The following is a 22,250-nucleotide window of genomic DNA, read 5'->3' as shown; positions in this document are numbered from 1 at the left end:
TCCAGGACCTCAGCGCTGCCGCATCCTGGTCGGCAGCTCGTCGCCGTCGGCGGGCTGGGCCGGGACCGGGGCCGCCGACAGGTCGAACGTGCCGCGGGGCAGGCCCTGGCTGTCGAACAGCTCCACGTGGTGGATCTCGGCGATCTGGGACAACGGCTGCTCCTCGCGCGGGGGCGTGCCTACCGGAACGGGCCCGGGACCGCGTACCGTGACGATCTCCTCGCCGGCCGGCGGCGCGAGATGCAGGCCGCGTTCGCGCGGGGTGTCCCATTCCCGGCCGAGCGTGGTGAGCGCGGCCCGGAAGTCCTCCGGGGTGGACCGCAGGGCCGGGTCGAGCGGGCAGAGATACCCGGCCAGGACGGTCAGCAGCGCGGGGTCCAGGGCCGCGGCCGGGCCGGGCAGGGTCGCCACCCGGTACGTCGCCGGCTGGTCGGGGCCGTCGCTCGCGAGGATGAACACGAGGCGTTCCAGGAAGCCGGGCTTCGGTTCGCCGGTGATCGGCAGCGGTGAGCTGTCGAAGTGCCAACCGTGCCCGCGCAGCTCGTCGACGAGGCGTTCCCGCAGGTCGTCGTCGGCGGGGTCGGCCAGCAGGGCGGCGAGCGCGGCCCGGATCGCCCGGCGGGCGAGGATGTCGTCGAGGGCGGGCCGGGCATGATCGTCCAGGGCCACGAAACGATTGACGGGTACGCGGTGACGGACCCCCGCCGCGGCCGGCTCCAGTTTGCTCTCGACCGCGGCCAGCAGGTCCACCCGGCGGGCCTCCGCGTCGAGCGGGCCGGTCTCCCAGTCGTCGCCGAGGTCCAGGTCGGCGTGCCCGGGAGCGAACGGGTCGTCGGCCAGGATCACCGCCGGCTGCGACACGACCCGTCCGGCGGGGGTGTCGGCGACGGTGACCCGGATGTCGGCCAGCGGGCGGACCCGGGTCACCAGCAGCTGCTCGCGGATGCGGCGCAGCTGCTTGCCGGTCGCTGCGGTGAGCACGAACGGCCAGAGCAGGAAACTGACCGGTTCGCCGAGCACCAGGGGCTCCCAGCCCTCGGCGGTGTCCTTGAGCACGTCGGTGGCGTCCTCGGGGGAGATCTCCCCGGTGATCCAGAAGTCGTGGGTGCCCCCGGGGACGATGCTGCGGTGCACGAGGAGCCATCCGCCGGTGCTGCCGTGGGGCATCCAGGCATAGCGCGTCGTCACTGTCCTGGCCCCGTTGCCCGCGCTCATCCGGCCTCCTCGTGGAGTCTTTCGTCGAAGCCACTGTAGGCGGCGCAGAGTACTGCAGATCACGGCCCGCGCCATCGTTCTGTTCGTGATCCGACGCAACACGCTTGTTCGGACGGGTCCGTTCTACGGTGGAGGACAGCCTTCAAAGGGGAGGGTCCATGCGCATCAGTGACGTGCTTCGTGACAAGGGCGGCCGGGTGGTCACCGTCGCCCCGGACCTGCCGGTGCAGGATCTGCTCACCGAGCTGGCCGAGCAGCGGATCGGCGCGGCGGTGGTCTCCGGCGACGGGACCGCCGTGGACGGCATCGTCAGCGAGCGCGACATCGTGCGGGCACTCGCCGTGCGGGGCGCCGCGGTGCTGGCCGAGCCGGTGTCGGCGATCGCCACGACCCGGGTCTTCACGATCGGCGCCGACGCGGACATCGCCGAGGTGGAACGCCTGATGACCGAGCACCGCTTCCGGCACGTCCCGGTCGTGACGGACGGCCGGCTGACCGGGATCGTCAGCATCGGCGACGTGGTCAAGAAACGGATCACCGAGCTCGAGGTCGAGGCGAACGCGCTGACCGGTTACATCACCGGCGAGAGAGCCTAGGGCGTGTCCTCAAAGGATCATGACCGTGGATGATGTACCGCGTGATCCGCCGCTACGAGCTGACCGACGCCGAGTGGGAATCTCTGGCACCACACCTGCCATCAGTGATCACCGGCGGTCGTCCACGTGAGGACGACCGCCGGGTCCTCAACGGCATCGTCTGGAAGATCCGCTCGGGTGCCCCCTGGCGTGACGTGCCCGCCCGGTACGGCTCCTGGAAGTCGATCTACACCCGTTTCCGTAGGTGGGCATTGAACGCAACGTTCACCAAGATGCTCGCCGCCGCCCACGCACAAGCCGACGCGAACGCCGACATCGACTGGCTGGTCTCGGTCGACTCCACGATCGTGCGCGCCCACCAGCACGCCGCCGGCGCAAAAGGGGGCACCCGGAAACGGGCGAATCGGATCACACCATCGGACGATCCCGTGGCGGACTGACCACCAAGATTCACGCCGCGTGCGACGGCGCCGGCCGACTGCTGGCGTTCGTGCTGACCGGCGGCAACGTCAACGACTGCAGCCGCTTCACCCACGTCATGCACGCCATCAGCGTCAACCGGCCCGGCCCCGGACGGCCCCGCACCCGACCCGATCACCTCATCGCTGACAAGGGCTACAGCACCCGCGCGATCCGCCGCTACCTACGCCGCCGCGGCATCGCCCACACCATCCCAGAACGTTCAGACCAGCAGAAACACCGCCGCAACCGTGGTCCACGCGGCGGCCGGCCACCGACCTTCAACAAGCTGATCTACCGGCACCGAAACGTCGTGGAACGCTGCTTCAACCAGCTCAAGCAATGCCGCTCCGTAGCCACCCGCTACGACAAGACCAGCACCTCGTTCCAGGCCACCGTCACCATCGCCGCCCTTCTGCAATGGCTATGACCCTTTGACGACACTGCCTAGGGCACATCTGACGGGGTTGCGCGCCGAGGTCGGTCGGGGCCTTTGTGGTGGGCCGTGCGGCGAAAGTCTGCATCGGTGGCGCGGGTGCGCCGGGGTGGGCTGAGCGACGTGAACCCGACGTCACCGGGTGGCCCGCCGGGCTGCCGCGGGCGCCCCGGCGGACGTCCGCCCGGCATCGGCAGCCGGGTCCACCGGCGACGACCGGTTCCAGCAATGGCGGGCCGCTCGTCACTGCTGCTCACGCTCGGCGTTTTTCCGGGGCCAGGCCCGGGTCACCGCGACGCCGGCCAGGCACAGTGCGCCGCCGGCCAGGGCGAGGGCGGTCGGGACCTCGCCGAGGACGGCCCAGGACAGCAGGACGGCCAGTGCGGGGACCAGGTAGGACGATGAGCTGAGCTTGCCGGCGGTCATCCGGCGCAGGGCGTAGGCCCAGGTCGCGAACGCCACCGCGGTGGGGAACACGCCGAGGTACAGCAGGCCCAGGGTCGCGGACGCCGGGGCGGTGCCCACCTCGTGGATCAGGGTGCCGGCCCACGGCAGGCAGACCGCGGCCCCGGCGAGGCAGCCCAGCCAGGTCGCGGTGAACGGGTCGACGGTGTCCAGGGCCTGCTTCTGCAGCAGCACCCCGACGGCGTACAGGGCGGCGGCCCCGAGTGCGAGCAGCACCCCGGCGGTGTCGCGCTGCCCGGTCGAGGTGGCCACCGCGATGGTCGCCACCCCGCAGAACGCGATGGCCAGGCCGGCGACCAGGCCGCGCGGGAAGCCCTCCTTGAGGTAGATCCCGGCGAGGACGGCGATCAGGATCGGCCCCACGTTGACCACGAGCGCGGTGGTGCCGGCGTCGAGGTGGTGCTCGGCCGCGTTGATCAGCACCGCGTAGATGCCGAACCACAGGACGCCGTACGCGATGACCAGGGCGAGCGGCCGGCCGCGGGGGATGGTCCGGGGTCGCAGCAGCGCGACGGCGGTCAGGGCCACCGAGCCGGTGAGCAGCCGGCCGAGCGCGAGCGATCCCGGGCTGTAGTCGGCGCCGACCGAGCGGATCGCGATGAACGCGGACGCCCAGAGGATCATGGTGGTGCCGGCCGCGAGCAGCGGGAGCAGGGCGGTCGTCCGGGCCGGGACGGTGGTCGTCGTGGTCATGGCCATACCCTGCGATGCCGGGCCACTTCAGCACCAGCAAATCTTGCTACCGGATCGTTAAGCCGGACTGTACGGTGGGCCGCATGCTGGACGTTCATCGCCTGCGCGTGTTCCGTGCCGTGGTCGCCGGCGGCTCGGTCAACGCCGCCGCGCTCAACCTCGGATACACCCCCTCCGCGGTCAGCCAGCACGTCGCGGCGCTGCAACGCGAGACCGGCCTGGCCCTGCTCGCCCGCAGCGGCCGGGGCGTGCGCCCCACCGCGGTCGGCCTCGCGCTGGCCCGTCGCATCGACGGGGTGCTGGCCCAGCTCGGCGACGTCGAGGCCCTGGTCACGGACCTGCGCGAGGGCCGCACCGGGTCGCTCTCGATCGCCTATTTCGCGTCGGTGGGCTCCGCGTGGATGCCGACGGTCGCCCGGGAGCTGCTGCGCGGTTTCCCCGATCTGCGCCTCGCCCTCGAACTGCGCGACGACTCCAGCACCGGGCCGGGCCCGCGCCCGGACGTCCAGCTGATGGTGCAGCCCCGGGATTTCACCGGCACCCGGGAGGCCCGTGCCCATCACCTGCTCGACGATCCCTATCTGGCGGTCGTCCCGCGCGGGCACCCGCTCGCCGGCGCCGGTGGGCACCCGGTGGAGCTGGCCCGCCTCGCCGGCGAGACCTGGATCGACAACGACTTCGCCCGCGGCTGGTGCCGGCAGAACCTGCTCGACGCGTGCCAGTCCGCCGGCTTCAGCCCGTCCTTCCGGGTGGAGGCCCACGATTACCCGACCGCGATCGCGTTCGTCGACGCGGGCATCGGCATCACCGTCCTGCCGCGCATCGGTGCCGTCCGGCTGCCGGCCGGGGTCACCGCGGTGCCGCTGACCTCGCCGACCCCGGTGCGCTCGATCTTCGCCCTGGTCCAGACCTCGGCCGAGACGACCCCGGCCGTCCAGTTGCTGCTGCGCGTGCTGCACACGTTGCGCCACGACCCACCCGCCGCCGGTCAGGCCGCCGCGGCGGGCGCGACGTCCCAGCTCGCGACCAGCGGCAGCAGCCGCGCGGTGGCCGAATCCGGCTCGGCGGTGTAGATCACCAGCCGCTGGTCGGGATCCTGCGGTGTGCCGACGGTCTCGATGTCGAACCTCAGCTCACCCGCCGCCGGGTGCCGCACGCGTTTGACCACTGAGACGGTGTCCAGCACCTCGTGGTCGTCCCACCAGCGCGCCACGTCGGCGTCGGCCTCGCGCACCTCGCGGATCAACGCGGTCAGGGCTTTGTCGTAGGGCCGGCGGCCGGCCTCGCGTCGTAGCGTGGCCACGCTCGACCGGCCGAAATCCGCCCAGTTGACGATGCGCTCGCGGGCCGCCGGGTCGAGCAGCATCCAGCGGGCGAACACGCTGCCGGGCTCCATCGGCTCGCCGAGCACCGCCCGCAGCAGGGCGTTGCGAGCGAGCACGGTCGAGTTGACGCCGAGCAGCAGCACCGGCAGGTGGTCGAGCGCCGTCATGATCCGCAGCAGGCCCGGATCCGCCCGCTGGGGGAGCCCGGTCGCCGGCCTGCGAGGTGCGGCCAGGTCGTACAGGTGGGCGTGTTCCACCGGGTCGAGCCGCAGCGCCCGGGACAGCGCGTCGAGGACCTCGGGCGAGATGCTCGACTGCCGGCCCTGCTCGAGCCGGCTGTAGTAGTCGGGACTGAGCCCGGCCAGGGCGGCGAGCTCCTCGCGCCGCAGGCCCGGCACCCGGCGCGTCCCGGGGAACGGGATGATCCCCACCCGGGCGGGAGTGAGATGGTCCCGCCGTGAGCGCAGGAAAGCACCCAGCGCCGCTCGATCCCGTGTCATCCGGACCCTCCTCCTCTGGTGTCGTGCGTCAACTGTAGGAGGCGGTCCGGGCGCGAGCCTGGTCCTGCTGTGCCCAGGCTGTTGCGGCGGGGCGTACTAGGTTGGAGGACATGGAATATCGTCAACTCGGCCGGTCCGGCCTCAGAGTCTCCGTCCTCACCATGGGCACCATGACCTTCGGCGGCAAGGGCGACTTCGCCATGGTCGGGTCCACCGATGTCGCCGAGGCCCGGCGGCAGGTGGACCAGTGCCTCGACGCCGGGATCAACCTCGTCGACACCGCCGACGTGTATTCCGACGGCCTCTCCGAGGAGATCATCGGGGAGGTGCTGGAGGGCCGCCGCGACGACGTCCTGCTGGCCACCAAGGTACGCATGCCGATGGGCCCCGGCCCCAACGACGCCGGGCTCTCCCGGCACCACATCGTCGCCGGCTGCGAGGCCAGCCTGCGCCGGCTGCGCACCGACCACATCGACCTCTACCAGGTGCACGAGTGGGATGGGCAGACGCCGCTCGAGGAGACCCTCGAGGCCCTCGACCTGCTCGTGCAACAGGGCAAGGTCCGCTACGTGGGTGCCTCCAACTTCGCCGGCTGGCAGCTCATGAAGGCCCTCGGGACCGCCGACCGGACCGGCACGCCCCGCTTCGTCAGCGAGCAGATCTACTACTCGCTGCAGGCCCGCGACGCCGAGTACGAACTGATCCCGGCCGCCGTCGACCAGGGCCTCGGCGTGCTCGTGTGGAGCCCGCTGGCCGGGGGGCTGCTCTCCGGCAAGTACCGCCGGGGTCAGCAGCCGCCCGCCGGGTCACGCCAGCTCTCCGAGTGGAACGAGCCGCCGGTGTACGACCAGGAGCGCCTCTACGACACCGTCGAGGAACTGGTCGCCATCGGCGCGGCCCACGACGTGTCGGCCGCTCAGGTCGCGCTCGCCTACCTGCTGGACCGGCCCGCGGTCACGTCCCTGGTGATCGGTGCCCGCACCGCCGAGCAGCTCGCCGACAACCTCGCCGCGGCCGAGCTGAGGCTCAGCGCCGACGACCGTGCCCGGCTCGACAAGGTCAGCGCGCCGCCGCTGCTCTACCCGTACTGGCACCAGGCCCGGACCGCGAGCGACCGGCTCTCCCCGGCCGACCTCACCCTGCTGGCGCCGCACCTGGACTGAGCCCTGAGGCCTGTTGAGCCCCGCGCCTGGACTGAGCCCTGAGGCCTGTTGAGCCCCGCGCCTGGGGTGAGCGGGGGCGGCGACACGCTCCCGGGATGCAACGGGGGATCTGCTCGGATGGCGGCCCGGGACGTCGATGGGGCGGCCATTCGAGAGGAGCAGGGATGGCTTGGAATTCTGCTTGGGTGCCGCGGCCGGCGCCGCCGTCGATCGTGGTCGCGGACGATGACGAGGACATCCGGGACCTGGTCGCCCTGAAGTTGCGGGGGGCCGGGTACCGGGCCGTCACCGCGGCCGACGGGGTGCGGGCGCTGGATCTGGCCACGGCCGAGCGGCCCCGGTTGATGATCCTGGACGTGTCGATGCCGGGGATGGACGGGCTCACCGTCTGTCACACGATCCAGTCGGCGAAGGCCACCTCGGGGATCTCGGTGATGATGCTCAGCGCGCGCGCCCGGCCGTACGACATCGATCTGGGGTTCGCGATCGGCGCCGACGACTACCTGACCAAACCGTTCAGCCCGAGCGAGCTCCTGCGCCGGGTGTCGGCCCTGCTCACGGTCAGGAACTGACCGGCCGTACGGAGGCGGTCTTCGTCCGTTCGGCTCACCGGGGGATCGCCAAGATCGGCTACGTTCGGTGAGTTGACTACGGGCTGAATCTGGCGGGAGCCGCAGGTGGGAAGCGTTACCAACGCGAAGGCTCGGGACAGCTATTTCGATACGCTGCGTGCTGTTGCCATCGTTCGGGTGGTCGCGTACCACTCTTTCCACTATGCCGTTCTCGCGCTGGTGTTCCCCTCGATGGGCGTGATGTTCGCGCTGGGCGGTTCGCTCATGGCCGGGTCGCTGGACCGCTCGGACGGCGCCACGGTGATCCGGGGCCGGGTGCGCCGGCTGCTTCCCGCGCTGTGGGTCATGGGGATCGTGCTCGTGCCGCTGATGCTGCTCGCCGGCTGGCACCGGCCGTGGTGGCCGGGGATGCTGCTCTGGGTGGTGCCGCTGGCGACACCGCCGGCCAGCCACGGGCTCGGCGACGTGGGTGCCGAGGGTGCCGGCGTGCTGTGGTACCTGGCGACGTACCTGTGGCTGGTCCTGCTCTCGCCGTTGTTGTTGCGGCTCTATCGCCGGCAGCGCCTGCTGAGCATCGCCGTGCCGCTGGTCGCCCTGGCGCTGCTGCACACCATGCCGCTGGCCACCGGCAACAATGCCGTACGGACGGTCGGCGAGGTGCTGACGTACCTGCCGTGCTGGCTGCTGGGGTTCGCCCACCGCGACGGTGACCTGCGCAAACTGCGCCCGCTGTGGATCGGCGCGCTCGCCGCGGCGTGCGTGGCGGTCAGTCTCGGCTGGCTTCTCTCGCATCCGGGGCCGGGCGGGCTGGACCTGGTGCCGTTCCCGCTGGCGCACGCGCTGTACCAGGTCGGTTTCGTGCTGGTGCTGCTGCGGCTGAGCCCGCCGATGGGCTGGCTGGAGAAGGTCCCGCTGGCGAAGCGGGTGGTCGGGGCGCTGAACAACCGGGCCGTGACCATCTATCTGTGGCACAACGTGGTGATCACCGTGGCGATCCTGGTCGGGGACCGGCTCGAGCTGTGGGACCTGCACCAGGGCGCGCTGATCTATGTGACGTTCTCGGCCATCGCGTTGTCGCTGCTGGCCGCCGCGGTGCTGGCGCTGGGCTGGGTGGAGGACCTGGCCGCGAAGCGCCCGCCGCGGCTGCGCCCGTGGCCGGTGCCCCGGGCCCGGCACGCCGCCGACCCGGCGCGGGCCCCCGAGAGGGTGCTGACGGTCACCGGGGGCGGCGCAGGGCGGTGAGGCTGCGGCCCCGTACCAGCGCGTGCCGGTTGCCGATGGCGCGCCCGTCGGAGGTGGTCTCGACGCCGTCGACCTCGTACCAGTTGTCCTCGTCGTAGCGCACCGGCCGGTTCCAGTCGACGCGTTCGACCCGCATCCACAGCGGTCCGGCGCCGAAACGGTAGTCCGGTTCGGCGAAACAGGTCACCGGGCGGTCCATCCACACTCCTGCGGGTCGTCGTTGCTCCGGAACCAGGTTTCCCCGGGCGCCGCGTGCATGCAAGGGCTCATGCACGTGCATATGCACAACGGTGGGCAGAAACGAATGATCGGCCGGTTGTGGCCGCTGATCATCCTTTCCTGAAAGCGAGATTTGCTCCGCTTTGAGGGGGTGTCTGGTTACCCTCCGTAAGTGGAAGACCGGCGCCTGCGCAGGATCGTGGCGAAACCCCTTGTCGCTCTGCTGATCCTGCTCACGTGTGTCATGGGCCTGGCGACCGACGCGGTCGCCGCGGGCGGCTACCTGCTGTCGATCGCCGGCGGCACTGGCTCGGCCGGCAGCCCGGTGGCCGGCCCGGTGACCACCAGCCCGCTCGGGCAGCCCTCCGCGATGGCCACCGACGGCGCCGGCACCACCTGGATCTTCCTCGGCACGGGCTGCCGGGTCGTCAAGGTCACCTCCGGGACCCTGTCGGTCGTCGCCGGCACCGGGACCTGCGGGAGCTACGCCGCCGGCCCGGCGACCTCGTCACCGCTGTCGAGCAGCGTGAAGTCGCTCGCCGTGGACAGCGGCGGCAACCTGTACATCGGCGACAACGGCGCCGCGCGGGTCCTCAAGGTGACCCCGGGCGGCACGCTCTCGGTGTTCGCCGGCACCGGCGGCACGGGTGCGCCGGTCGCCGGGCCGGCCCTCTCGTCGCCGATCCAGGCCGACAGCATGGCCATCGACGGCACCGGCAACGTGTACGTCAGCTGGGTCGCCCGCGCCTACGTCCTGCGGATCACCGCCGGCGGCACCCTGGCGGTCTTCGCCGGCACCGGCACCGCCGGGGCCACGACCACCGGCCTGCTGACCGGGCTCACCGCGCTGAACCAGCCGGTCAGCGTCGCCGTCGACGCGAGCGGCAACGTGTACATCGGCGACGCCGGCAACCGGCGGATCTACCGGATCGCCGTGCTCGGCCTGACCATCGCGAGCTTCGCCGGGAACGGGACCAGCGGCACCCCGGTGCCGGGCAGCGCGACCTCACCGGTGCCCACCCCGAGCGCGATGGCGATCGACAGCGCCGGCACCGTGTTCGTGAGCGAGACCACCAGCCACCAGATCCTGTCGTTCACCACGGCAGGCGGGGCACCCACGCTGGTCGCCGGCACCGGGGGTACGGGCACCCCGGTCGCGGGCGCCGCCACGGCGTCGCCGCTGGGTGCGACGCTGGCACTGGCCGCCCCGGCCGCCGACAGCCTGCTCGTCGGTGACAGGACCGGCAACTACCTGCTGCGGATCGCCGCGCCCACCGTGCCGGACGCGCCCGCCGGGCTGTCCGCGACACCCGCGAACACGGCCGCGACGCTGACGTTCACGGCGCCCGCGGACGGCGGCAGTGCGATCACCGGGTACCAGGTCTCCACCGACGGGCTCACCTGGTCCACCCTGGCGACCACCGGCACGACCACGAGGACGGGTACGGTCTCCGGGCTGCTCAACGGCGTCGAGTACACCGTGCGGGTCCGGGCGGTGAACGCGGTCGGCACCAGCGCGGCGAGCACCGGCACCACGGTGACCCCGGCGACCGTGCCGGGAGCGCCGACGCTGGCCGTGGCCACGGGTGGGGACGCGTCGATCACCATGGCCTACGTCGCGCCGCTGAACAACGGCGGCAGCGCGGTCACCGCATACCAGACGTCGATCGACGCCGGCGCGACCTGGTCCACCCTGGCGGCGAACGGCACGATCACCGGGCTCACCAACGGGACCGCTTACACCGTACTGATCAGGGCGGTCAACGCGGTCGGCCCGGGACCCGCCGCGGCCGGGACCACCGCCACGCCCCGGGGTGCGCCGACCGCGCCGGCCGGGTTGTCCGCGGCCGCCGGCAACCGCCAGGCGACGCTGACGTTCACCACCCCGGACGACGGCGGCTACCCGATCCTGGGCTACCAGGTCTCCACCGACGACGGCACCACCTGGGCGGCGCTGACGACCACCACGTCGGGCACCACCAACACGGCGACGGTGACCGGGCTCGACAACGGCACCGCCTATCCCGTACGGGTGCGGGCGCTGAACCTCGGCGGCAACGGTGCCGCCAGCGCGGCGACCACCGTGACCCCACCGGTCGTGCCCGCGGACGCCCCGACCGGCCTGGTCGCGGTGGCCGGCAGCACGACCGTCGCGCTGAGCTTCGCGGACCCGGCGAACACCGGTGGCCCGGTCACCGGCTACGAGGTGTCCACCGACAACGGCTCGACGTGGTCCCCGCTGACCGTCACGAACAATCTGCTGGCCCGCGCGGCCACGGTCACCGGGCTGGTCAACGGCACCACCTACGCGATCAGGGTCCGGGTCCTCAACGCCGCCGGTCCCGGTGCCGCGGCGGCCGCCGTGTCCGCCACCCCGCGCGGGGTGCCGTACGCGCCGACCGGGTTGTCCGCCGTGCCCGGGGACCGGCAGGCGACGCTCACGTTCACGACGCCGAACGACGGTGGCAACGCGCTGCTGGGCTACCAGGTGTCGACCGACAACGGCGCGAGCTGGGCGCTGCTCGCGGTGACCACGTCCGGGACGACGAACACCGGCACGGTGACCGGGCTGGTCAACGGCACGACGTACGTGGTGCGGGTGCGTGCGGCGAACCTGGCCGGCACCGGCGCGGCCAGCACCCCGGCGTCGGTGGCACTGCCGGCGATGGTCCCGGACGCGCCGACCGGGCTGGTCGCGATCGCCGGGAGCACCACCGCCGCGCTGGGCTTCGCCGACCCGGCGAACACCGGTGGCCCGCCGATCCTCGGCTACCAGGTGTCCACGGACGACGGTGTCACGTGGGCCGGGCTCACCGTCGGCGGGAACCTGCTGGGCCGGACCGCGACGGTCACCGGGCTGACGAACGGCACCACGTACGCGATCCGGGTGCGCGCCCTCAACGCGGCCGGGCCGGGCGCGGCGTCCACCTCGGTCTCCGTGACCCCGCGGGGCGTGCCCTACGCGCCGACCGGGTTGTCGGCGGTGGCGGGGGACCGGCAGGCGACGCTCACGTTCACGACGCCGAACGACGGTGGTAACGCGCTGCTGGGCTACCAGGTGTCGACCGACAACGGGGCGACCTGGGCGCTGCTCGGGGTCATGACGTCCGGGACGACGAACACCGCGACGGTCACCGGACTGGTCAACGGCAACGCGTACACCGTACGGGTGCGGGCCGCCAACCTGGCGGGCACCGGCGCGGCCAGTCCGTCCGTCGTGGTGACGCTGCCGTCGCTGCCCCCGGACGCGCCGACCGGCCTGGTCGTGACCACCGGCGACGCCACCGCGACGGTCAACTTCGCCGACCCGCTCGCCACCGGCGGGTCGCCCATCACCGGCTACGAGGTGTCCACCGACGACGGTACGACCTGGTCGTCGATCGCCGTCACCGGCACGCTGGTGCGCAGCGGCACGGTCACCGGGCTGACGAACGGCTCCACGTACGCGGTCCGGGTCCGCGCGGTCAACGACGCCGGCAAGGGTGCGGCCACCGGCAGCGTCGCCGCGACCCCACGGGCGGCCCCGTACGCGCCGGCGAACCTGACCGCCACGGGCGGGGACCGGCAGGCGACCCTCACGTTCACCACACCCGGCGACGGCGGCTACCCGATCCTGGGCTACCAGGCGTCGATCGACAACGGCACCACGTGGACCGGGCTGAGCGTCACCACGTCGGGCACCACGAACACCGGCACGGTGACCGGGCTGGCCAACGCGACGGCGTACGTGGTGCGGGTCCGGGCGCTCAACCTCGCCGGAGCCGGCACGTCCAGCGCGTCCGCCACCGCGACGCTGCCGGCCCTGGCCCCGGGCGCGCCGACCGGGCTGATGGCGCTGGCCGGCGACACCACCGCCGCGCTGAGCTTCGCCGACCCGGCCAGCACCGGGGGTTCCCCGATCACGTCGTACGACGTGTCGCTCGACGACGGCTCCACATGGGCGCCGATCACCGTCGGTGGCAACGCGTTCGTGCGCACCGCCACGGTCACCGGGCTCACCAACGGCGTCACGTACCCGATCCGGGTCCGGGCGGTCACCGCCGTCGGGGCCGGTGCGGCGTCCGCCCCCGCGTCCGCGACACCGCGGGGTGCGCCCAACGCGCCGGCCGGGCTGACCGTGGTGCCGGGCAACGGGCAGGCGGTGCTGACGTTCACCACCCCGGGCGACGGCGGCTACCCGATCCTCGGCTACCAGGCCTCCACCGACAACGGCGCCACCTGGGCGGCGCTGACCGTCAGCACGACCGGGACGTCCAACAACGGCACGGTCACCGGGCTGACGAACGGGACCGCCTACGCCGTACGGGTCCGCGCGGTGAACGTCGCCGGGAACGGCGTCGCGACCGCGGCCGTCGCGGTGACCCCGGCGACCGTGCCGGGCGCGCCGACCGCGGTCTCGGCCACCGCCGGCAACACCCAGGCGACGGTCACGTTCACGCCGCCGGCGAGCACCGGCGGTTCCCCGGTCACCGGTTACCAGGTGTCCACCGACGACGGCGCCACCTGGGCCGCGCTGGCGGCGAACGGCATCGTGACCGGGCTGACCAACGGCACCACGTACACCGTGCGGGTCCGGGCCCTGAACGCGATCGGCGCCGGTGCGGCCGGCGCGTCCACCACGGTCACCCCGATCCCGGCGACACCCGACCCGCCGACGGACCTGAGCGCCGTGCGCGGCGACCGGTCGGCGACCCTGACGTTCACCCCGCCGGTCATGACCGGCACCAGCCCGATCAGCGGGTACGAGGTCTCCACCGACGACGGCCTGACCTGGCGGCCGCTCGCCGGGGACGGGGTGGTCACCGGACTCACGAACGGCACCACGTACGCCGTGCGGGTCCGGGCCGTGAACGCCTCCGGACCCGGCCCGGCGACCGCGTCCGTGCCGGTGACCCCGGCGACCGTGCCCGGGGTGCCCGGCCCGCTGAGCGTGGCGGCCGGGGACAGCCGGGCCGTCCTGACGTTCGCCGCTCCCGCGGGCACCGGCGGCGACCCGGTCACCGGCTACGAGGTCTCCACGGACGACGGCACCACGTGGACCGCGCTCGCCCCGGACCGGACGGTGACCGGGCTGACGAACGGGACGACGTACCGGTTCCGGGTCCGCGCGGTCAACGGGATCGGCACCGGGCCGGCGACCGCGGGCGTGGACGCGACCCCGGCGACCCTGCCCGGCGTCCCCACCGATGTGACGGCCACCCCCGGTGACGCCCGGGCCGTGGTGTCGTTCACCGCACCCGCCGACGGCGGCGCCCCGATCACCCGCTACGAGGTGTCCACCGACGACGGCACCACGTGGACCACGCTCGCCCCGGACCGGACGGTCACCGGGCTGACCAACGCGACCACGTACGCGGTACGGGTCCGTGCCGTCAACCGCACCGGGTCCGGCCCGGCGAGCGCGGCGGTGCCGGTGACCCCGGACGACGGCCTGCCCGGCGCCCCGACCGGCCTGTCCGCCACCCGCGCCGACCGCGGCACGCACCTGACGTTCACCGCACCGGCCAGGCCGGGCAGCAGCGCGATCACCGGGTACCAGGTGTCCACCGACGGCGGCGCGAGCTGGGCCCCGCTCGCCGGTGACCGGTCGGTGACCGGTCTGACCAACGGCACGACCTACGCGGTGCAGGTCCGGGCGGTCAACGGCACCGGGGCCGGCCCGGCGACCGCGTCCGTGGCGGTGACCCCGGCGACCGTGCCGGGCACCCCCACCGGTCTCGTGGTCACCCGCGGGGACGCGAGGGCGACCCTGACGTTCGTGGCGCCCGCCGACGACGGGGGAGACCCGGTCACCGGTTACGACGTGTCGGCCGACGACGGTGCCACCTGGGCCGTCCTGGCCGCGGACCGGACGGTGACCGGTCTGACCAACGGCACCACGTACCGGTTCCGGGTCCGCGCGGTCAACACCGTCGGCGCCGGTGCGCCCACCGCCCGGGTCGACGCGACCCCGGCCACCACGGCGGGTGCGCCCACCGGGCTCACCGCCGCGCGGGGCGACGCCAGTGCCACGCTCGCCTTCACCGCACCCGCGTCCGACGGCGGCGACCTGGTCACCGGCTACGACGTGTCCACCGACGACGGCCTGACCTGGGCCGCGCTGGCCGGGAACCGGGTCGTGACCGGGCTGGCCAACGGCGTCACCTACACCGTGCGGGTCCGCGCGGTGAACTCCGCCGGCCCCGGTGCGGCCAGCGCGAGCGCACTGGTCACCCCGGCGACCACCCCGGGTGCGCCCACCGCGCTGTCGGCGTCCGCCGGGGACGCGCAGGCGGTGCTGATGTTCACCGCACCCGGCGACGGCGGTGACGCGATCACGTCCTACCAGGTCTCCACCGACGACGGCGCGACCTGGTCGGCGCTGGCGGTCACCGGGTCCGGGACGGCACTGACCGGCACGGTGAGCGGGCTGGACGACGGGACCACGTACACCGTGCGGGTCCGGGCCCGCAACAGCGTCGGCCCCGGGCCCGCGAGCGCGTCGGTGCCGGTCACTCCGGTGTCCGGGCTGCCCGGCGCCCCGACCGGGCTGGCCGCGACCCGTGGCGACCGGTCGGTCACGCTGAGCTGGTCGCCGCCCGCCGACGAGGGCGGCAGCCCGGTCACCTCCTACGACGTGTCCGTCGACGGCGGCGCCACGTGGACCGCGCTCGGCCCCGACCGGGTCGTGGGCGGGCTGACGAACGGGACCGCGTACACCTTCTGGGTCCGGGCCCGCAACGACGCCGGTCCCGGCCCGGCCAGCGGCTCGGCGACCGCCACCCCGGCGACCGTGCCCGGCCCGGTCAGCGGGCTCGCGGCGCAGGCCGGCGACCGGTCGGCGACGGTGACGTTCAACCCGCCGGCCGACGAGGGCGGCGACCCGGTCACCGGGTTCGAGGTGTCCACCGACGACGGCGCCACCTGGGACACCCTGGCCGCGGACGGCCGGGTCACCGGTCTGGTGAACGGGACGACGTACCGGGTCCGGGTCCGCGCGGTGAACGGGGCCGGCCTCGGCGCGGCCGGTGCGGCGGTGCCGGTCACGCCGGTGTCCGGGCTGCCCGGGGCGCCGACCGGACTGGTCGCCGACCGGGCCGACCGCGGGGCCAGGTTGACGTTCACGGCGCCGGCCGACGCGGGCGCCGGCGCGATCAGCTCCTACGACGTGTCCACCGACGACGGGGCGACCTGGGCGCCGCTGGCCGCGGACCGGACGGTGACCGGGCTCAGCAACGGCACCGCGTACACGATCCGGGTGCGGGCGCGCAACAATGCCGGCCCCGGCCCGGCGAGCGCCGGCGCGACCGTGGTCCCGGCGGCGGCGCCCGGCGCACCCGGACCGGTCAGCGCGATGGCCGGGGACTCCTGCGCCACGCTCGCGTTCACCCCGCCGTCCGACAACGGCGGCAGCACCGTGACCGGCTACCAGGTCTCGACCGACGACGGTACGACCTGGGCGGCGCTCACCGTCTCCGGCACGAGCATCCTCAGCGGCATGGTGACCGGGCTCAGCAACGGCACCGCGTACGTGATCCGGGTCCGGGCGGTCAACGCGGCCGGGGGCGGCGCGGCGACCGGCGGCGTCACGGTGACCCCCGCGGGCGTACCCGGGGCACCGACCGCCCTCAACGCCTCCGCCGGTGACGGCGAGGCCGTGCTGGTGTTCACCGCACCCGCGTCCGACGGCGGCGACCCGATCACCGGGTACCAGGTCTCGACCGACGACGGGGCGACGTGGGCCACCCTGGCCGCCGACCGCACGGTGACCGGCCTGACGAACGGGACGACGTACCGGGTACGGGTCCGCGCGGTGAACGCCGCCGGCCCGGGCGCGGCCGGCGACAGCGCCACGGTCACCCCGACCGACGGCCTGCCCGGCGCCCCCACCGCGCTGAGCGCCGTCCGCGGTGACTCCTCCGCGACACTCACGTTCACCCCGCCTGCCGCCGGCCCGGTCACCGGGTACGAGTTCTCCGGCGACGACGGCTGGAACTGGGCACCGCTCGCCGCCGACCGGCGGATCGTGGCACTGACCAACGGCACCACGTACGTGGTGCGGGTCCGGGCCGTCAACAACCGCGGTTCCGGCCCGGCCGGCGCGAGCACCACGGTGACCCCGGCCGGCCTGCCGGGCAGCCCGCGGGGTCTTGCCGCGGCCGCCGGGGACACCACCGCGACCCTGTCGTTCACCGCACCGGCGGCCGACGGCGGCTCGCCGATCAGCTCCTACGACGTGTCCACCGACGACGGCGCCACCTGGGCCGCGCTGGCCGCGGACCGGGTGGTGACCGGGCTGACGAACGGCACGGCGTACCCGGTGCGGGTCCGCGCGGTCAACGACGTCGGGGCCGGCCCGGCGTCGGCCGCCGTGCCGGTCACCCCGGCGACGACCGCGGGTGCGCCCACGAACGTCGCCGTGGTGGCGGGCGACGCGTCGGTCACGGTCACGTACACCGCGCCGGGTGACGGCGGGGCGCCGATCAGGTCGTACGAGGTCTCCACCGACGACGGCGCGACCTGGGCCACGTTGCCCACGAACGGGGTGGTGACCGGGCTGACGAACGGCACGACGTACCGGGTCCGGGTCCGCGCGCTGAACGACGCCGGCCCGGGACCGGCCTCGGACGCCGTGCCGGTCACCCCGGCCCGGACCGCAGGTGCTCCCACGAACCTCACGGCCACGCCGGGCGACGCCTCGGCGGCGCTCACGTTCACCGCGCCGGGCAACGGCGGTGCGGCGATCACGTCGTACGAGGTGTCGGTGGACGACGGCACGACCTGGGCCACGCTGGCCGGGAACCGGATCGTGACCGGGCTGGCCAACGGCGACACCTACACCGTGCGGGTCCGGGCCCGCAATAGCGTCGGCGCCGGGCCGGCGAGCACGTCCGTGCCGGTCACGCCGCGGACCGTCCCGGGGGCACCGGCCGGTCTCACCGCGGCACCCGGCGACGCGTCGATCGTCGTGTCGTTCACCGCCCCGGGCGACGGCGGGTCGGCGATCACGTCCTACGAGGTGTCCACGGACGACGGCGCGACCTGGGCCACGCTGGCCGCGAACCGGACGGTCACCGGGTTGTCGAACGGCACGGCGTACGTCGTACGGGTCCGGGCCCGCAACGCCGCCGGCACCGGCCCGGCGAGCGCGAGTGCCACGGCGTCGCCGGTCAGCGGCCTGCCGGGCGCACCGTCCGGCCTGGTCGTGACCCGTGGCGACGCCTCCGCGGCGATCAGCTTCGACGCCGGCTCCGGCCCGGTCACCGGCTACCAGGTGTCCACCGACGACGGCGTGAACTACGCCGCGCTGCCCGCCGACCGGGTGGTCCGCGGGCTGACCAACGGCACCTCGTACGTGATCCGGGTCCGCGCCGTCAACAACGCGGGCGTCTCCCCGCCGACCGCCGGGGTCACGGTCACCCCGGCCACCACCGCCACGGCCCCGGCCGGGCTGAGCGCGACACCCGGGGACCGCCGCGTGACGGTGGCGTTCACCGCGCCGGCGAGCGACGGCGGCGCCCCGGTCACGTCCTACGACGTGTCCACCGACAACGGCACCACCTGGGCCGCCCTCGCGGCTGACCGTGTGGTGACCGGGTTGAGCAACGGGACCGCGTACCCGATCCGGGTTCGGGCCCGCAACGCCGTCGGCGCCGGCGCGGCCAGCGCCGCGGTGACGGCGACCCCGGCCGCGGTGCCGGGCGCGCCGACCGCGCTGAGCGCCGAGCGGGGGGACCGCTCCGCGACGCTGACGTTCACCGCCCCGGGCAGCGACGGCGGCACCGCGATCACCGGCTACGAGGTCTCCACCGACAACGGCACCACCTGGACGGCGCTGGCCGCCGACCGGATCGTGACCGGGCTGACCAACGGGACCCCGTACCCGATCCGGGTCCGGGCCCGTACCAGCGCCGGAACCGGACCGGCGAGCACCGCGGTGACGGTGACCCCGGCGACGCTGCCGGGTGCGCCGACCGCGCTGACCGCCGAGCGCGGCGACCGCTCCGCGACCCTGACGTTCACCGACCCGGCGGACAACGGCGGCGCCGCGATCACCCTCTTCGAAGCCTCCGTCAACGACGGCGCGACCTGGACCACGCTCGCCGCCGACCGGACGGTGACCGGGCTGAGCAACGGCACCACGTACACCGTGCGGGTCCGGGCCCGCAACGGTGTCGGCGCCGGTGCCGCGAGCGGATCCGTGCAGGTCACCCCGGCGGCGGTGCCCGGTGCGCCGACCGCCGTGACCGTCACGCGCGGCGACCGCTCGGCCACGGTGGCGTTCACCGCCCCGGCGGGCGACGGCGGCAGCCCGGTCCTGGGCTACGACGTCTCTCTCGACAACGGCGCGACCTGGGCCGAACTCGCCGCCAACCGCACCGTGGCGGGGCTCGCGAACGGCACCACGTACGCGGTCCGGGTCCGCGCCCGCAACGCCGTCGGCGCCGGTCCGGGCAGCCTACGGGCCGACGTCACGCCCGCGACCGTGCCCGCCGCGCCCGCCGACCTGAGCGCCACGCCCGGGGACGCGCTGGTCGCGGTCTCGTTCACCGCTCCGGACAGCGGGGGCGACCCGATCACCGGCTACCAGGTCAGCACCGACGACGGCGTGACCTGGGCGGCACTGCCCGGCGACCGGGTCGTGCGGGGGCTGAGCAACGGCACCGCGTACACCGTGCGGGTCCGCGCGCTCAACGGCGTCGGCACCGGCGCGACCAGCGCGAGCTCCACGGTGACCCCGGTCGACGGGCTGCCGCCGATCCCGGGCGACGTGTCGGTCACCCGCGGCGACTCCTCGGTCACGGTCCGGTTCACCCCGGTGAGCGGGCCGGTCACCGGCTACGAGGTGACCACCGACGGCGGCACGACCTGGGCGGCCCTGCCCGCGGACGGCACCGTCACCGGGCTGACCAACGGCGTCAGCTACGCCGTGCGGGTCCGGGCCGTCAACGCCACCGGCCCCGGCCCGGCGAGCGCCGCGGTCACCGTGACCCCGGCGACCACCCCGGCCCGGCCGGCGGCGCTCAGCGCGGTCCGCGGCGACCGCCGGGCCACGCTGACGCTCACTGCGGGTGACGACGGCGGGTCGGCGATCACGGGCTACGAGGTGTCGACCGACAACGGTGCGACGTGGCGGGAACTGCCGGCCGACCGGGTCGTCACGGGGCTGGACAACGGGACCACCTATACCGTTTCCGTGCGTGCGGTGAACGCGGTCGGTACGGGTCCGGCTCGGAGCACAACCGTGGTCCCGGCGACGGTGCCCGGTGCTCCCGCGCAGGTGACCGCCGTCCCCGGCAACGCCTCGGCGACGCTGACGGTGACCCCGGGTGACACCGGCGGCTCGCCGATCACGGGTTACGAGGTGTCGGCCGACGACGGCGTGACCTGGGCGGTGCTCGCCGCGGACCGGGTGGTCACCGGGCTCGTCAACGGGACGGTGTACCGGATCAGGGTCCGTGCCCTGAACGCCGTCGGCACCGGGGCGGCGAGCGCGGCCACCACGGTGACCCCGCGGACGACCCCGGGCGCCCCCGTGGTGAGCGCCGAGGCCGGCAACGCCTCGGCGACGCTGACCGTGACACCGGGGCCCGACGGCGGCGCGGCGATCACGTCCTACGAGGTGTCGGCCGACGACGGCGCGACCTGGACGGCGCTGGCCGCCGGCCGCGTCGTGACCGGCTTGGCGAACGGGACGGCGTACCGGATCAGGGTCCGGGCCCGCAACGCCGCCGGCGCCGGAGCGGCGAGCGCGGCCACCACGGTCACGCCCCGCGCCGGGCTGCCCGCCGCGCCGACCGGCCTCACCGTCGTGCGGGGCAACGGCTCGATCACCGCGACGTTCACGGCCGGCGCCGGGGACCCGAGCGGATACGAGATCACCCTCGACGGCGGCACCACCTGGAGCGTCCTGCCCGCCGGCGGCGTCGTCACCGGCCTGATCAACGGTACGGAGTACCGCGTCGCCGTCCGCGCGGTGAACACCGCGGGCTCCGGACCGGCCACCGGGGTGGTCACCGTGACCCCGGCGACCACCCCGCAGGCCCCGGTCGTGCAGAACGTGGTGTTCTCCGGCACCACCGCGACGGTGACGTTCACCGCCCCGGCGGCCGACGGCGGTGCCGCGATCACCGGCTACGACGCGTCGGTCGACGGCGGCGCCACCTGGACCGCGGTCACGATCACCGGTACCGGCCCGTTCACCGCCACGCTCACCGGGCTGACCGCCGGCACCACGTACGCCGTCCTGCTCCGCGCCCGTAACGCGGCGGGACCGGGCCCGGCCAGCGAGGAATACTCCATCGGTGTCCCGTCCGCCCCGACCGGCGTGGCCGTCTCGCGCACCGGCACCACCGCGACGGTGACGTTCACCCCGCCCGACGACGACACCGTCACCGGCTACGAAGTGTCGCTCGACGACGGCGTCACCTGGGCCACCCTGCCCACCGGTGGGGCACTCACCGGGCTGGACGCCACCCGCACGTACGTGGTCCGGGTCCGGGCCGTCAACGCCGCCGGTCCCGGCCGGTCCAGCGTGGCCGTCACCTCGAGCCCGCTCGACCCGGCCGCGCCCCGCTCCGTCACGGTGACCGCCGGCACCTCGTCGATCCTGGTCACCTGGGCCCCGCCCACCGGTTCCGCGGTGCCGGTCACCGGATACCGCGTCGTGGCCGACCCCGGCCCGGCCACCTGCACCGTCGGGCCGGCCGTGACCAGCTGCCGGCTCGGCGCGACCGCCGGGATCAGCTACACGGTACGGGTCGTCGCGCTCGCCGCCGGGGACCGCTCGGCCAGCTCCGCGGCGTCCTCACCGGTCACCCCGCTGGCCCCGGTGGTGCCCACGTCCCCGCCCGCGTCGGCGCCCAGCCTCACCACGAACCTCGGTGACATCACCACGGCGGAACCGGGCGAACGCTTCGAGCTGGTGGGCACCGGCTTCGCGCCGTACTCGACCGTCACGCTGGTCATCTACTCCACGCCGCGCCCGCTCGGCACCGTGATCGCCGGGGCGGACGGCACGTTCCGCAAGCTGGTCGAGGTCCCGGCGGACCTGCCGGCCGGCGAGCACACGTTCCTCGCCACCGGTGTCGACCCGGACGGCAACGTGCTGACCCGGACGCTGTCGGTGACGGTGGCCGCCGCCGTGTCGCCGTCGCCGTCCACCTCCCCGTCGCCGGTCACCTCGCCGACGACGGCGCCGACGGACGACGGCGATGACGACGGACCGCTCGGGATGCCCACGACCGGTGCGAACGTCGCCCTGGTCGCCGCGGCCGGATTGCTGCTGGTCGGGGTCGGTGCGGCGCTGCTGTTCGTGCGCCGCCGGCCCCGGCGCTGACGGGATTCAGGGCGATGCAAGATCGTGTTCAGCCGTTGTTCATCTGG

Annotated in this window: 10 protein-coding genes and 1 pseudogene; 7 read left to right on the top strand and 4 right to left on the bottom strand. The window is 74.3% G+C overall.

Annotated features, from left to right (window positions below; genetic code table 11):
- Positions 1 to 9 precede the first annotated feature (9 nt).
- The gene (locus tag ACIA6A_RS20445; protein WP_396099296.1) at positions 10 to 1,215 is read right to left on the bottom strand and encodes a hypothetical protein; all 1,206 of its coding nucleotides are present in this window, start codon (positions 1,213 to 1,215) and stop codon (positions 10 to 12) included.
- Positions 1,216 to 1,373: 158 nt separating this feature from the next.
- Between ACIA6A_RS20445 and ACIA6A_RS20440 the strand changes: the two genes are divergently transcribed.
- Positions 1,374 to 1,811 carry a CBS domain-containing protein gene (locus tag ACIA6A_RS20440; protein ID WP_396099295.1) on the top strand — a complete coding sequence of 146 codons (438 nt, stop codon included), beginning with the start codon at positions 1,374 to 1,376 and terminating at the stop codon, positions 1,809 to 1,811.
- 32 nt (positions 1,812 to 1,843) lie between these two features.
- Positions 1,844 to 2,700 (top strand): annotated as a pseudogene (locus ACIA6A_RS20435) (IS5 family transposase).
- A 249-nt stretch (positions 2,701 to 2,949) separates the two neighbouring features.
- Here the strand turns inward: ACIA6A_RS20435 and ACIA6A_RS20430 are convergent.
- Complete coding sequence (locus ACIA6A_RS20430) at positions 2,950 to 3,864, bottom strand: DMT family transporter (RefSeq protein ID WP_396099294.1); 915 nt, start codon at positions 3,862 to 3,864, stop codon at positions 2,950 to 2,952.
- 83 nt (positions 3,865 to 3,947) lie between these two features.
- On the opposite strand from ACIA6A_RS20430, the gene ACIA6A_RS20425 reads away from it, so the two are divergent.
- Entirely contained in the window at positions 3,948 to 4,937 is a 990-nt protein-coding gene (locus ACIA6A_RS20425) for a LysR family transcriptional regulator (protein ID WP_396099293.1), read from the top strand.
- On the opposite strand, the gene ACIA6A_RS20420 is transcribed toward ACIA6A_RS20425, so the two are convergent.
- Positions 4,853 to 5,689 carry a helix-turn-helix domain-containing protein gene (locus ACIA6A_RS20420; RefSeq protein WP_396099292.1) on the bottom strand — a complete coding sequence of 279 codons (837 nt, stop codon included), beginning with the start codon at positions 5,687 to 5,689 and terminating at the stop codon, positions 4,853 to 4,855. The genes ACIA6A_RS20425 and ACIA6A_RS20420 overlap by 85 nt on opposite strands.
- A gap of 110 nt (positions 5,690 to 5,799) precedes the next feature.
- On the opposite strand from ACIA6A_RS20420, the gene ACIA6A_RS20415 reads away from it, so the two are divergent.
- From ACIA6A_RS20415 to ACIA6A_RS20405, 3 genes are all read left to right on the top strand, one after another.
- Positions 5,800 to 6,852 carry an aldo/keto reductase gene (locus ACIA6A_RS20415; RefSeq protein WP_396099290.1) on the top strand — a complete coding sequence of 351 codons (1,053 nt, stop codon included), beginning with the start codon at positions 5,800 to 5,802 and terminating at the stop codon, positions 6,850 to 6,852.
- A 185-nt stretch (positions 6,853 to 7,037) separates the two neighbouring features.
- Positions 7,038 to 7,424 (top strand): response regulator transcription factor, encoded by a 387-nt coding sequence (locus ACIA6A_RS20410; RefSeq protein WP_396099289.1) that lies wholly within the window; start codon positions 7,038 to 7,040, stop codon positions 7,422 to 7,424.
- A 105-nt stretch (positions 7,425 to 7,529) separates the two neighbouring features.
- On the top strand, positions 7,530 to 8,666 hold the full coding sequence (locus tag ACIA6A_RS20405) for an acyltransferase (RefSeq protein ID WP_396099288.1): 1,137 nt from the start codon (positions 7,530 to 7,532) through the stop codon (positions 8,664 to 8,666).
- On the opposite strand, the gene ACIA6A_RS20400 is transcribed toward ACIA6A_RS20405, so the two are convergent.
- Positions 8,641 to 8,865 carry a hypothetical protein gene (locus tag ACIA6A_RS20400; RefSeq protein WP_396099287.1) on the bottom strand — a complete coding sequence of 75 codons (225 nt, stop codon included), beginning with the start codon at positions 8,863 to 8,865 and terminating at the stop codon, positions 8,641 to 8,643. The genes ACIA6A_RS20405 and ACIA6A_RS20400 overlap by 26 nt on opposite strands.
- 192 nt (positions 8,866 to 9,057) lie before the next feature.
- On the opposite strand from ACIA6A_RS20400, the gene ACIA6A_RS20395 reads away from it, so the two are divergent.
- Entirely contained in the window at positions 9,058 to 22,203 is a 13,146-nt protein-coding gene (locus ACIA6A_RS20395) for a fibronectin type III domain-containing protein (protein ID WP_396099286.1), read from the top strand.
- Positions 22,204 to 22,250 lie beyond the last annotated feature (47 nt).

This window comes from Actinoplanes sp. NPDC051494 (genome assembly GCF_044454705.1).
Classification (GTDB): Bacteria; Actinomycetota; Actinomycetes; order Mycobacteriales; family Micromonosporaceae; genus Actinoplanes.
This window is presented reverse-complemented; position numbering and strand designations above follow the sequence as displayed.